This window comes from Brenneria salicis ATCC 15712 = DSM 30166 (assembly GCF_003315515.1).
In the GTDB taxonomy this organism is placed as follows: domain Bacteria; phylum Pseudomonadota; class Gammaproteobacteria; order Enterobacterales; family Enterobacteriaceae; genus Brenneria; species Brenneria salicis.
Genome location: NZ_QNRY01000004.1, coordinates 142,420 through 155,433, shown reverse-complemented (window position 1 = coordinate 155,433; position 13,014 = coordinate 142,420). Strand labels below are relative to the sequence as shown.

Annotated in this window: 10 protein-coding genes and 1 pseudogene; 1 reads left to right on the top strand and 10 read right to left on the bottom strand. The window is 48.8% G+C overall.

The window, feature by feature from the left end:
• Window positions 1-781: 781 nt before the first annotated feature.
• From DES54_RS03830 to DES54_RS03800, 8 genes and pseudogenes are all read right to left on the bottom strand, one after another.
• Window positions 782-1,260, bottom strand: a pseudogene (locus tag DES54_RS03830) (Hcp family type VI secretion system effector).
• Window positions 1,261-1,376: 116 nt separating this feature from the next.
• On the bottom strand, window positions 1,377-2,204 hold the full coding sequence (locus DES54_RS03825; RefSeq protein ID WP_113865285.1) for an EcsC family protein: 828 nt from the start codon (window positions 2,202-2,204) through the stop codon (window positions 1,377-1,379).
• Window positions 2,205-2,283: 79 nt separating this feature from the next.
• Window positions 2,284-4,065, bottom strand: coding sequence for a sensor domain-containing diguanylate cyclase (locus DES54_RS03820; RefSeq protein ID WP_113865284.1), 1,782 nt, complete (start codon window positions 4,063-4,065; stop codon window positions 2,284-2,286).
• Window positions 4,066-4,300: 235 nt separating this feature from the next.
• The gene (locus tag DES54_RS03815) at window positions 4,301-5,128 is read right to left on the bottom strand and encodes a trypsin-like serine peptidase (RefSeq protein WP_113865283.1); all 828 of its coding nucleotides are present in this window, start codon (window positions 5,126-5,128) and stop codon (window positions 4,301-4,303) included.
• Between the two features lie 147 nt (window positions 5,129-5,275).
• Window positions 5,276-5,356: a hypothetical protein gene (locus DES54_RS19415; protein WP_500676584.1), complete on the bottom strand. Its 81-nt coding sequence runs from the start codon at window positions 5,354-5,356 to the stop codon at window positions 5,276-5,278.
• 70 nt (window positions 5,357-5,426) lie between these two features.
• Complete coding sequence (asr, locus tag DES54_RS03810; RefSeq protein ID WP_113865282.1) at window positions 5,427-5,678, bottom strand: acid resistance repetitive basic protein Asr; 252 nt, start codon at window positions 5,676-5,678, stop codon at window positions 5,427-5,429.
• Between the two features lie 231 nt (window positions 5,679-5,909).
• Complete coding sequence (locus tag DES54_RS03805; protein WP_113865281.1) at window positions 5,910-8,036, bottom strand: alpha-galactosidase; 2,127 nt, start codon at window positions 8,034-8,036, stop codon at window positions 5,910-5,912.
• An 86-nt stretch (window positions 8,037-8,122) separates the two neighbouring features.
• A complete protein-coding gene (locus tag DES54_RS03800; protein ID WP_113865296.1) occupies window positions 8,123-9,421 on the bottom strand; it encodes an MFS transporter in 1,299 nt (432 codons plus the stop codon).
• 436 nt (window positions 9,422-9,857) lie between these two features.
• Here DES54_RS03800 and DES54_RS03795 point away from each other — a divergent pair, with 436 nt between their 5' ends.
• Window positions 9,858-10,868, top strand: a complete 1,011-nt coding sequence (locus DES54_RS03795) for a LacI family DNA-binding transcriptional regulator (RefSeq protein WP_113865280.1) — start codon at window positions 9,858-9,860, stop codon at window positions 10,866-10,868.
• On the opposite strand, the gene rstB is transcribed toward DES54_RS03795, so the two are convergent.
• Together rstB and rstA are read right to left on the bottom strand one after the other, a co-directional pair.
• Window positions 10,811-12,178 carry a two-component system sensor histidine kinase RstB gene (rstB, locus tag DES54_RS03790; RefSeq protein ID WP_113865279.1) on the bottom strand — a complete coding sequence of 456 codons (1,368 nt, stop codon included), beginning with the start codon at window positions 12,176-12,178 and terminating at the stop codon, window positions 10,811-10,813. The two genes, DES54_RS03795 and rstB, sit on opposite strands and share 58 nt — an antisense overlap.
• The gene (gene rstA / locus DES54_RS03785) at window positions 12,175-12,909 is read right to left on the bottom strand and encodes a two-component system response regulator RstA (RefSeq protein WP_113865278.1); all 735 of its coding nucleotides are present in this window, start codon (window positions 12,907-12,909) and stop codon (window positions 12,175-12,177) included. The genes rstB and rstA overlap by 4 nt, the downstream gene beginning before the upstream one ends.
• Window positions 12,910-13,014: the final 105 nt, after the last annotated feature.

Below are 13,014 nucleotides of genomic sequence, written 5' to 3'. Positions count from 1 at the left end.
AAATGTCAGACAATTTATTAAAACCGCATCACCTTTCCCAGGCAACAAACCTGGACTAACAAAAGTGGAGCGGTAATAGGCGCAGTTATTTAGGCAAGTAAAATTCACATCTGTAACAGCAGCGCATATGAGAGATCCAGGAAGATATGTTCCTGTCTATATTTTGGAAAAAGCCATCAGATATGGGAAACGAAGTAAAGATATTAAAGGGAAATCCGACATGATATTAAAAAAATATGATGTAAAAATTAAGAGATCAAGATATGATAAACATAGAAATTTATATGAGAACAAGGAGTATAATCTAGAAGTCATCGTTGATGAAAGCAACTGGACAATAACACATATTTTATACAAATGATGGAGGATTTATGATTCATATACAAGATAATGATACCGATTTTTCTATATGTCCTATTGAAAAAAATCACAAATAAAGGAGCAGAAAATACTTATTATGATAGTTGGCTGGATATGTATATTGAGATAAAATCAAAAGGGCTTAGCTTTAGTGCAAAATGGGGCTGTTTTGTAGGTGGCTTAATAGAGTTACATACGCGATTACTCAAGTTGAAAACGAGTGACGATGAATCAACATATTTGTTTTTCCCAGAAGAAGGAATGCTAAAATTAATTTTTGGGAAAAATAATTTGGCACATATTATGTTATGTTTACTATTTATACAGATATTCGCTCCGATGTCTATGTTCATGGGATATCAAGTATCGATATCCCATCAATGGATAACTTAATTAATGGTGTTCAGCAATTGATTGATTATTAATATATTCTATCCTCCCATATACTATAACCTGATGTTCCTGTTGCATGGTTTGTCCAGATGATGTCTTTATAATAAAACAAAACAACTTCGTGAGGTTGTTTATCTGAATGGGTCAAAGAGTGAGGGTAGTCCACTGAAATATTTGCAATGGATGCACCATTTAGTTTTATTGTATAATATTTTTTAATACCCCTTCTGCCGAACTTCTATAGAAATCAATAATGCACTCTTGTATTTCGTTTTCAGATATAGAAACACCCAATAATGGTGACGACTTATCCACTAATTTAATTATTTCAACTGGGTTGTGTTTTACATTTTGATCTCTTGTTATTGTATGTCTGACCGCCAGAGTGAATATTTCATCTTCATGTCCAATTTGATATCGATTTCCTATTGAATTAAAAGTTGAGCATCCAGCAGAAATTAGTCCTTGTCTTTTCCCATTTATCGTCATGTAAATAATATTAGCCATATTAATCCCTCTATAGCATCTTAGATAAAATAAAAATCAACTTACCTCACTTGTTCAAATGATAATATCAATTCCCTCATACGATCAATAAACTCCAGAGAAAATCCCTGCCTATTTTAGTTTTTCAACCGCACATATGCCGATTTGATTTCCGCTTCGCCATATTTTTCCTCCAGCCGTTTGATGATGAAATGGCCGCGTGCCATGTTCTGATAATGGTGAATGAAAAGGGTATTGAGTGCCGCGCCGCTGGCGGCGCCGATGACCGGCACGATTTGGGCGGCCATTTTTTCAGTGATGGTGATGCCCAGCCGTGTCGCGACGGCATCGATCACTCTGGCCAATGTTCTGCCCGCCTGTGAGGTGGTGATTCTGGCAGAGGCTTTTTCCACGCCTTTCTTGCTGGCGAGATCAACCAGTTCGCGTGTGGCGTGTTTCGTAATATCGGCAAGCGCGGCGCGTGATGCATAGTAGGCGGAATCGGCGGCGTCATCTTTCTTGCTGTTGCCTCCCAACGCGAATACCTCTACGCAGGCGGCCTTAACGGAAAAATCGGCCAGCGAGAATCCTTCGCTGCGTGCGATATCCGCAACGGAACGCATCATGATGGTGGTGCTGATTGGCAGTTCGACCAGCAAACCCGCGGCGCCGAAAAAACCGCTGACCGCGCCGGAGGTTGCCGCGGCCAGTTTATGGGTTTTCGGCGATGAGGCGCGTTTGGGGGCATCATCCAGTGTAAACAGGGCGGCATCGACGGATTTGTGCAGTGCGGTGTGAACCACACTCTGAACTTTGTTTTTTACCAGGGCAGGCAGTTTAGACAGGCTCCATTCAATCGGACCGCCCACCAGATTTGCCAACTGAATGGTGATCGACGGGGCTTCCAGCAGGGCAATGGCTTGTCGAATGTCATCCAGATCCTGCTGATTATCAAAAATATTCATAAGGTGTTCGAAATCCTGATTGGCGCGGCACATATTTTTATGTATGGCATGAACCACGCGATCTGACAAGGCTGCTCTGTCAGGATAGATGTCTGCGGGCTTCGTGGCGAGTCAACCAGGTGGTGAGGTCTTCCGGTAAAATTGGCGGGGAAAAATAGTAACCTTGACCTTCATCGCAACCGAATTGCGCCAGATAATCGAGTGTTTGCTTATTCTCAATCCCCTCAGCCAGCACCAGATAATTGAGCTTATGCAACATATTGATAATGGATTCGACAATAATCCGACTCTTCAGATCGGTTTTAATATCTTTGATCAGTGATTTATCCAGTTTGATAATCGTTGCCGGAATATTTCTCAGATAGTTTAAATTGCTGTATCCCGCGCCGAAATCATCCAGGGCAATAATAAAACCACGCTGTTTTAACGCCAGAATGGTAGCCAGTGTTTCCGAGCTTTCGATGATTTTCTGGGTTTCCAGACATTCAATTTGAATATCGCGCGGTGTTAAGCCGTCATATTCGAGAATATTTACTAAACGTTCAATAAACTTCTCTTCAGCAAAATTGCTGACGGCAACGTTGATGGATATCGGAAATAAAATTCCCGCCTGGCGCCAGATTTTTATCTGTTTGGCGGCTTGTTTTATTACCCAGTCCGTCAATGGGCGCATTAGCGTCGTGCCTTCCGCCAGCGGAATAAATTGGTCAGGATAAATTTCACCTAATGTGGGATGATGCCAGCGGAGCAGCGCCTCCACGCCAATCACCTTATTATCCACAATATTCAGTTTAGGCTGATATACCAGATAAAGACCGGGTTTGTTGTTTTTTAATATGTCAGAAAGTTCATTGAGTAAAGTGAATGCCTGTTGCTGAATTTTATCGCTCTGTGCGTTATAAGCGCTGTAACGCACATTGTTGGTGATGGCATCATGCAACGCGCTCATGGTTTCACGCAGGATACGCTGCGGATCATCCACGGGGATCTGGAACTCGGTATAGCCGACAAACAGTTCCAGTTTCAGGGGAACATGGCTGGTAATGCTCTCCTGAATACGGGCTGAACAGGAAACCAATGCTTCAAGTACCTGTGTTTTCATGTCGGCTTTCACCAACAAGGCAAAACGTCCCACCGCGACGCTGTAGACGCTTTCCTGAGCATGAAACGTCAGGCGCAGAAACATACCGATATCTCTCAATATGCTTTCAACGGTCGGCATGCCGAGTGAACGGCCCATTTCATAGGCATAAGCGATATCAATGCTATCAATCAGTACCAGCAGGTAGTTTTCATGGATATCGGTCATGTGGCTGATATCCTCTATCAGCCGCTGTCGGTTTGGCAACATGGTTATCGCATCAATCAGCCCGATTGCGTTGCGATATCCAATTAGTGCCATCACCACCGCGCCCAAATCATTGAGCATGCGTAACTGGATTTTGCTGAAAGTCCGCGGAATATAATCAATGATGCAGAGCGTGCCGATGGAATAACCCTGTGTCGTAATGAGGGGGACTCCCGCGTAAGCACGGATATGCGGCGCATTAACCACATAGGGATTATTTTTGAATCGCTCATCCTGCGAGGCGTCCTGACAAACAAGCATTTCGCCGGTCTGCACCACAAAGTGGTCAAATGAGCGGAGCTTTTCCATTTCGGTTGGGGCGAAATTGGTTTTGGCTTTGATATGTTGTTTTTGGGTTCCGCTCAAGGTGACCAATGCGGTTGGCATTTTTAGTAACCGACAGGCCAGATCAGTCACTTTAGTAAGAATATTATCTTGAGAATAATCAAGATTTTTAAGTGCATCGAGGGTCTGCATGCGTTTTTCTTCATCATGGCTCAAATGCTTTAACATGCCGCCTCTCTTTTTTGGTAATTAATCGTTCGTATTACTGAATTCATTACATATAGACCGGACAATATAAGATTATAAAAAACAATGGCGTTTATTGTTAGGGAATGCCCCTCTGTTTTTCATATTGATGCATCATCGAAATATCGGGTGAAGTGATATTAAGTGATTGAAATAAAATAAATTCTATTGTCTTATCCTTCATCATCTTTATTTTTATATCATCAAGCGCAAACCATCAGCGTGCGCGCCTGACTTCTTCCGCCAACATTTCCAGTTGCTGGCGGATTGCCGTTGTCGAGATAGCCCGGTTATCGGCCCGGTCACGATCGCCGGGGGCTGGCGCGGAGCTTTGAATGCCGATTAATAACCAGCCGGATGCGGTGCGCAGCATAAGCGGGGAACCGCTGTCACCGGGCAATGTGTCACATTGGTGCGACAATATCGCAGGCTGAACCCAACCGGTAACCCGGCAATCCTGATGACGGTACAGCCTGGTCGGATGATCTTCCGGGTAACCCGCTTGCGTCACCCGCTGCTGGTTTTGATGCAGCGCCACCATTAGCGACTGACGATCACCCTGCCATATCGGGAGAGGACGGATGCCTGGCGGCGTCTGTTTTAACCGGATCAGCGCATAGTCCCGCGGCGCGGCGCGGGAAGGCACAATCCAACCTTCGTTATCGGCTTGCAGTTGTTTGCTGAGCGTCTTATTCACCAGCGCTTCAATGTCTTTGGTTTCATAGCCCCAGCCATTTTCTGTTGCCAGAAAGCGCAGAGCGACGGGTTTATCAATTTTGCCTTGCGGGGGCGTTAAAACGCAATGTCCGGCGGTCAGGGCAAGATGAGCGGAAATCAACGTGGCGGTACACAAATTGCCGCTGGCGGTTTCCAGTTGACCGATGGCTTGCCACGGCCACGTCGAGGTATCAGCCACGCGATCTCTATCGTCATGATTGAAAAACAAAATCTGTTGCTGTTTTTCTGCTTCGGCGGCGGACGTCTCCGCCCAACCGGGTGTTGCGACAAGGATGAACGAACATAACAATCCGACCGATATACGCATGTAATAGTGTGCCTGACGTTAAAAACGAATTTGAACTAACGGTATTTGAACTAACGGTATTTGAACTAACTATAGATGCATTTTGCCGGAGCGCGATTACATATAAGCGGTGGTTTTCAACGCAAAACGGGTGTTTGACCTAACGGGTTACAGAAAAAAGAGCAAGGTAATGAATCCACCGAGCAGTATGAGGGATAATATGACTTCAAATGAGTAACGACGCAGCATCATCCGATATCCCAGGAAATAAACACCCGGAAGCGACCGGGTGTTTGACCGTTACCTGAAGCGTTTTTTATCAAGCGGCTGGCGGGGTTGCCGCGGGTTTGGTGGTTTTTGCTTTTTTCACCTGTTTTTTGGCTGCCTGCGCCTTTTGTAATGCAGGCTTGGCTTTTTTCACCTGTTTTTTAACATGGGTTGCTTTAGCCGGCGCTGTCGCCGCCGCCGGAGCAGACGTTTGCGCCGGACCGCTGGTGCCGGTATCCGCTGCAAATGCCACAGATGACAGACCCATAACCGCGCCGGTAATCATCACTATTACTTTATTCATCATCATTTCCTCTTTATTCCATTCACGTGTCGTGACCCGGATTGGGGTCGGTGAAGTGAGCATAAGGAAAAAAGCGTCTGGCTTCCGTGAGTGATTGGTTTCGGCGTGTAACCGAATGTACAACTAACCGAATGTACAACTTATCAAATGTACAATTAACAGAATGCACAAGCAGATCAGCAACCTGCTATTGGTCGCGCTGCTGTCGCGCGGCCAACGTCGCATCATCGGTTAATTCACTGCGGCCAAGCGCAGCAGAATAGCCGCCTCTGGATCGAGAATCGGTAGCGCGATGCCGACGTGCTCAAGCCAGTCTCCGCTCAGGATCACGGACTGTTTAAGCCAGTCTGGATAGCGTTTCATGGTGTTGTTTCGGGGGTGGCGCATGCTGTCGGGCATGTCCAGTACCTCGAGGCGATAGGGCGTGTCGGGTTGCAAACCGGGGATACGCAGATTGCCGCACAAGGCGTATTCCGGTAGTGCAAGCTGGCTTATCAGCACCACCGCTTGCTGTTGATCCTGTGCGATAACGGTATTGATCAAGGTGGTGTTATCGGGGTGGTCGATGCGCACTTGAGTACCGGTATGCAACACGGGCCGCAACTGCTTATGCAAGGCGATATAGCGGGAGAAAGCCTGTTGCTCGGACTGCGGTACGCTGACGGGATCGAGTTCCACTCCCATATGCCCGAATAGCGCCGTGAGTCCGCGAAAATTAATGCTGTGTCTGCGGGATGTGGTGTGGCATGGGGTGCCGCCAATGTGGGCGCCCATCACTTCTGGCGGAAAGAAGTAACTCATGCCTCGCTGGATCTGCAGACGGTCAAGCGCATCATTACTATCAGACGGCCAGAAACGGTGACAGCGTTTCAGTATTTCATAATCAATCCGACCGCCGCCCGATGCGCAGGACTCAAACTCAACGGCGGGAAACCGGCTATTCAGTTGGTCAAAGAGCCGGTACAACTGTTCGGTCTGCCGTACCTGGCAGGCATGGCCCAGATGGGCGGGCTGCACCATTTCACGGTTAAAATCCCATTTGACATAATCAACCGAATGTTCGCTCAGCAGCCAGTTCAAACGCTCCAGCAGGTATTCATATACCTGTGGATTCGACAGATCCAGCAGCAACTGATGGCGACCTTCCCGCATTGGGTAGTTATCCAGTTTTAGCACCCAATCCGGGTGATGGCGATACAGATCAGAATCCTGATTGATCATTTCTGGCTCGACCCAGATACCAAACTCCATACCGTGATGTTTTACTGCCTCGATCACGGTTTTTAGTCCCTGCGGGTATTTTTCTGCGTCAATATACCAGTCCCCCAGCGAACTGAGATCGCTGTTGCGTCCTTTAAACCAGCCGTCATCAATGATGAAACGTTCAATGCCGATTTTGGCCGCCTTCTCTGCCATACGGATGATGTAGTCAGGATCATGCCTGAAGTAGATGCCTTCCCAGGTATTGAGATGCACCGGACGGGGTTTATCCGCCAGCGATGGCGTGATGTACTGACGCACATAGTGATGAAAATTGCGGCTCATGCCATTCAAACCGCTCGCGGAGTAGGTGGCGTAGACCCAGGGCGTACTGATGCTTTGCCCGGTATCCAGCGAGACTTCGCCGGAGAAATAAAGCACTTCGGCCTGAATCTGACGACGGCCATCGCTTTTACAATCAGCGCGTAAACGGTGATTACCACTCCAGGCCAGGTGCAGACCCCAGACTTCGCCTTGTTGCTCGCTGAAACCGGCGTTGCCCGCCATCATCCCCGGAAAGTTTTCGTGGGAGGTTCTGCCGCGCCGGTTTTCCTGGATATAACCGCCGTGCTCCAGTCTGAGCGAGTGACGCTGGAACTCTTTTATCCAGCGGCCATTAAACGCCATGATTTCATTGGCCCGTTCGGGTAAGGGCAGCGTGACGGCCAGCCGATCGACCTGATAGCGGCCCGATTTGATGTTGGTCAGCGTATTTCGGGTTTTAAGTACGCCGCTGTTAGGACACAACTGCAACTCGCTCACCAGACGAAGACCCGCGATCGCATCCTCGCTGACAATCGTCAGCGTATTATTTTTGACTGAATGACTCTGCGGCGTGAAAACGGGAGACCAGTCCAGACCATGACGGTTGCCTTCCATACCGGGTACGCTGAACAAGCCGCGGCCATTCTCAGGACATAGCGTCAACGGGACATCATCGTCCAGACGGCTATTGGCCACCGGACGGTTTAATGCCGCGATCATTTCCGGTTGATAGTTCCGTAACGGTTTGCCCCAATAAATCATTTCCGCATAGGGATAACAACGAATGATAAGGTCGGCGTGACGGCTGGATAACCGGACAACGGTATTGTTCATAATGTCTCCTCACAAAATCCAATAACTTTGCTAACGCTGCCTGAAAATATTTTCCTGAGAACGAGACGCCGATAACGGCATTGATCTTAAACAGGCGGTTTTTCCGCCATCGGTTTATCGCCTTTTAACCAGACGCGAAGACTTTCCACCACGCCATGACCTGAGAGGGTAAAAGCCGATATCACAGTAAACGTCAATACGATAATTCCCAACACCAGGTAGGTATTTTGGAACCCCATACTGTCATACATACGACCGGCAAATACCGACATGAAAATCATTGATAATTGTTTGCTGAAGCAGAAGCCAATCAGGTAGACCGTGGCGGAAAAGCGAACTTCAAATACCTGGGTGATATATTTAAAAGAACCAACCAACAGGAATGGTACTTCGAACATATGTAATATTTTCAGCAAGACGACTTCGATAGCGGTCGTTGCAAATGCGGAGCCAATAATACGAACCGACATAATCGCGCCCGCGAGCAATAACGCATTTTTGCTGCCGATACGCGCAATAATGATTGGCGCAAAAAACATGATTGTCGCATTTAGCAATTCGCCGCCAGTGGTAACGAAACCAAATATTTCAGTACCTTGTTGCTTGGTGGCGAAGAATGAGGTGAAAAAGTTGGCGAACTGTTGATCGAAAACATCATAAATACAGGCTACGCCGACGATATAAAGAATGAAGAACCATAGCGCCGGTTTTTTTAGCAACTCAAGGGCGTTTTTCAGATTAAATGGCGGCTTATTGGCGCCCAGTTTATCGACCACGTAAGCGGTGGATTGCTGATCCGGCCTGGCCAGAAATAACAATACGGCCAGTACCAGCGCACAACCTGAAGCCATCCAGAATATCAGTTCATTGTTGATGGTATATAATAAACCGACCACTGTGGCGCACAATGCCCAGCCAATACAGCCAAACATTCTGGTGCGGCCGTACTCGAAATTGCTATGACGACTGACCTTCTCAATATAGGCTTCAATAGCGTGAGATCCGCCGGTGAAAACAAATCCCAGATAGCATCCGCCGCTCAGCGCGCCAATAAAAATATTGAATTTCAGCAGCGGACTGAAAACATAAATAAAGAAGGGCGCAAATAGCACCAATAACCCGACGATAATCCACATCAGGTGCTTTTTCACGCCGAGTTTATCGGACAACGGCCCCATAATTGGCTGAAAAGCCAGCGCAAATAATGAAATGCTGCCAAATACAATGCCGGTATCGGTTTTACTTAAATTATTAATATCATGCAGCCATATCGGAAAAAATGGATAGTAGGAAGCCATGATAAAAAAATAGAAGAAAAAAAAGAGCCCGAACAGCCAGAAATTACGGTTTCCCCAATAGGATTTTTCTTCTGTTGCTTCGTTCATAAACACCTCATCACAGATAACGCAAAAGTAGGAGCGCCGACGTTTCTCATGGTTTTGGAGTAAGAGCGGCATCAGACGCCTGTCTGTTTTTTGATGGTGTACTCATAGGCTATCATCGGAGCGCTTGGCATAAACATAGATCCGAAACGTTTAGGATTGGAATCTAAACGTTTCGGATCTGTGATGTGCTTAAAAGTTATGCACTGAGATTGATCGAGACGAAAGCGGGCGGTCAATAAAGTGATAAAATCGGCAGGAGTTGGCGGTTTCATTCCCGTAGGGAATGGAATAGGGGTCGCGGGTGGGTTGTCAGTGGCGTAAATTCAATGGGCTTACCGGCGCACCGCTAGTTGGCCGCACGATAACGGGCTAATGCCGCGTTTCCGATAAACGGTGGATCACCGGTGACGATGTCATTAAAAATGGTCATTAAAAAATGTCATTAAAAAAAATCGCTAATGAATTGGGACTGTCTTCCACCACGGTCAGCCGTGCGTTGAATGGATACGATGATGTGGCGGCAGAGACACGCGAGCGTATCGTTGAGGCCGCCAGACGACTGGGTTATCAGCCAAATTCGTTGGCCCGGCGTCTAAAAATGGGGAAAACCGATGCGGTCGCGCTGGCCTATCCTTCACGCCCGCGGGTGCTGAACAACTCGACATTTCTGGAGATGATCAGTTGGATCAGCCTTGAGTTGGCGAAATTTGGCATCGATTTACTGTTGATCCCCGATGAACCAGATGAAACGCATCAGTCGCTTATCCATCTGGTGGAAACCCGTCGGGTGGATGCCCTGTTGGTTGCCCATACACAGCCAGAAGATCACCGGCTGAAATACCTGCAAAAACAAAAATTTCCCTTTCTGGCGCTGGGGCGCAGCAATTTATCACAACCTTATGCCTGGTTTGATTTTGATAACTACGTCGGTTCTTCTCTGGCGGTGAAACGGCTGGCCGGGTTGGGCCATCAGAGAATCGCTTTTCTCAGCACCAATGCGCGACTTTCGTATGTCGAGCAACGGCTGCAAGGGTATTGCGATACCTTGTCGCTATGCGGATTGCCGCAGCCTGAAGGATACGTACAGCAGGCTGAACCTAATCGCCCCGGTGGTTACCACGCGACCCGGCGATTGCTGGAACTTGACGTTCCCCCTACGGCGATTATCACCGATTGCAATATGCTGGGCGACGGCGCTGCCAGCGCGCTTGCGCAGGCGGGGCTGCTGGGCGGACAAGGCATATCGCTGATTGCGTATGATGGGTTGCCGGATGACAGCCTGATTGATGTCGCCGTGACGCCCATCGTGCAGAATACCCGCACCAGTGTGGGTAAACAGATTGCAGCCATGACTTATGATTTACTGCAAGGCGTCGAGCCGCAGCGGGTTCAGGTTCTATGGCAGCCGGAGCTTGGTGCGGGCGATACCGATTGCGCGCCAGTCTGAAATGAGTGGGGGAGCGGCAATGTCGCGGCGGCGGTTTTTATCGGCCAGCAGAAGCGGAAACTGGCGCCACCAAGCGGGCTGCGCTCGACCGTAATCGCGCCGGTATAAGCCCGTGCAATGGCGTGTACAATCGCCAGCCCCAATCCGCAGCCGCCGCTGCTGTTTTCTATTCCGGCTGCAAGACGAACAAAAGGCTCAAAAATAGCGTCGCGGTTTTCCGGTGTGATACCGGGGCCATCATCCTCAACCTGTAAACACGCCGTTTGATCCGCGTTCAGCCACAGGCTGATATGCAGCCGACGTCGGCAAAACCGCAGGCCGTTATTGACAAGATTGTTCAGTACCCGCTCCATCAGTCGCAGATCCAGCGCGCCAACGCTTTCTGGCCGTGGAATATCCAGCGTAATGGTTTTATCCGGCTGGATTAGCCGGAAGTCGTCAACTTTGGTCTGCAACCAAACGGGAAAATCGATCTCGGTGAGATGCAGGGTGACTTGAGCACGGTCCAGTCGCGCATAGGTCAGCAGTTCATCAATCAGCGCTTCAAGCTGTCCGATATCCCGGTTCAGCTCCTGCTGCTCTTCCTCCGTTAGATTATCGCTCATGGCGAGTCGATAGCGCAGGCGCACCAATGGCGTGCGTAGTTCATGGGCAATATTGTCGATCAGCTGTTTTTTGCTGGTGATCAACTGATTCAGGTTATCCGCCATCCGGTTAAAGGCGACGCCGAGCCGAAACAGGCTGGAGGTATTATCGAAATGGATGCGTGCTTCAAGATGACCGTCCCCCAGTCGTTGGGCCGCGCTTTCCAGTTTCAACATCGATTTCCAGTGCGGGTGCATCCACAAAAAGACCGGCAAAGCCAGCGACAAACCAATGAGCAGCACCAGCAACAGATCCAGCAAGCGCATTTCGTGCAGGAAAAACAGATACGGAATGGGGCCGACAGCCAGGACATAGTGGCTGCGTGGAATGCGCTGGATAAACGTATATTCATTATCCAGCGCCACGATTTCGCCCTGATTCAGTCGTTGTCTGGTCTGGGCGGGCAGCGAGTATTTATCCAGCGGTTCAATTTGCAGCTTGAAGGACAGGTTCAAATCCAACTGATTGATGGTTTTATGCCAGTCGCGAGGTGGGATGGTTCTCAGTTCGTTGCGGATCAAATAGAGCGAGCTTTTCATCAAATCGTCCATGGATTGCCGCCCGGCGCGTTCTGCCGTCACCTTGTACACCAACCCAACCAGCAGCGTCATCACCACGAAGCAGGCAAACAGTAACAGAAAAAACTGGATGAACAGCTTTTTCATGGCGCGGCGTCCTCCCAGGCATTAGGCGCGAACAGGTAGCCCTTGTTGCGTACTGTTTTGATACGTGTCGGCTCCAGCGGGTTGTCGTACAGTTTTTTGCGTAGCCGCGAAACGGCAACGTCAATGCTGCGATCCATACCGTCATAGCTGACGCCGCGCAGATTTTTCAGCAGCGCGTCGCGATCCATGACATGACCGGCATGGGTGGCTAATTGCCAGAGCAGATCAAAGTCGGCGGTGGACAGCACAATATTCTCTTCGCCCAGCGTCACTTCGCGGTTTACCGGATCGATACACAGCAGGCCAAAATGCAACGGTTTATGCACCTGGAGTGATGGCGGCGGGTTTTCCGCCCCGGTTTGTGGAGAAGCGGCATACTGACGGAAGTGCAGACGCAGACGGGCAAGCAACACGGCGGGCGGGGTGGTTTTCAGAATATAATCGTCGGCGCCCATCTCCAGCGCCAGAATATGGTTCATGTCACTGTCCAATGAGGTGAGCAATACGATCGGGCCGTGGTATTGGGGCCGCAACTCACGGCAAATCGTCATGCCGTCTTTACCGGGCAACATGATATCCAACAGCACTAAATCGGGCTGTTGCTGCGCGATAAACGCCAACGCGTTATCACCGCACGGTTCCACCTGAACCTCAATGTCATGTTTGCCCAGATAAGCGGCAATCAGCTTACCCACTTCCCCATCATCTTCTACAAAAACAATCTTGTGCATGGTAGCCGCGTGGTGACGAAAACATTCGCTTTAGCATAGCCCCAGGTATGCGCCGACCCTAGCGATGAAGCGTAAACGAGTGTTAAGGCGCGGAATGCCGATGAT

What these genes read in the sequence shown, in the direction of transcription:
- DES54_RS03805 (WP_113865281.1), bottom strand. Translation starts at nt 8,036, where the DNA reads ATGAACAATACCGTTGTCCGGTTATCCAGCCGTCACGCCGACCTTATC.
- DES54_RS03815 (WP_113865283.1), bottom strand. Translation starts at nt 5,128, where the DNA reads ATGCGTATATCGGTCGGATTGTTATGTTCGTTCATCCTTGTCGCAACA.
- DES54_RS03795 (WP_113865280.1), top strand. Translation starts at nt 9,858, where the DNA reads ATGTCATTAAAAAAAATCGCTAATGAATTGGGACTGTCTTCCACCACG.
- rstA (WP_113865278.1), bottom strand. Translation starts at nt 12,909, where the DNA reads ATGCACAAGATTGTTTTTGTAGAAGATGATGGGGAAGTGGGTAAGCTG.
- asr (WP_113865282.1), bottom strand. Translation starts at nt 5,678, where the DNA reads ATGAATAAAGTAATAGTGATGATTACCGGCGCGGTTATGGGTCTGTCA.
- rstB (WP_113865279.1), bottom strand. Translation starts at nt 12,178, where the DNA reads ATGAAAAAGCTGTTCATCCAGTTTTTTCTGTTACTGTTTGCCTGCTTC.
- DES54_RS03825 (WP_113865285.1), bottom strand. Translation starts at nt 2,204, where the DNA reads ATGAATATTTTTGATAATCAGCAGGATCTGGATGACATTCGACAAGCC.
- DES54_RS03820 (WP_113865284.1), bottom strand. Translation starts at nt 4,065, where the DNA reads ATGTTAAAGCATTTGAGCCATGATGAAGAAAAACGCATGCAGACCCTC.
- DES54_RS19415 (WP_500676584.1), bottom strand. Translation starts at nt 5,356, where the DNA reads ATGCTGCGTCGTTACTCATTTGAAGTCATATTATCCCTCATACTGCTC.
- DES54_RS03800 (WP_113865296.1), bottom strand. Translation starts at nt 9,421, where the DNA reads ATGAACGAAGCAACAGAAGAAAAATCCTATTGGGGAAACCGTAATTTC.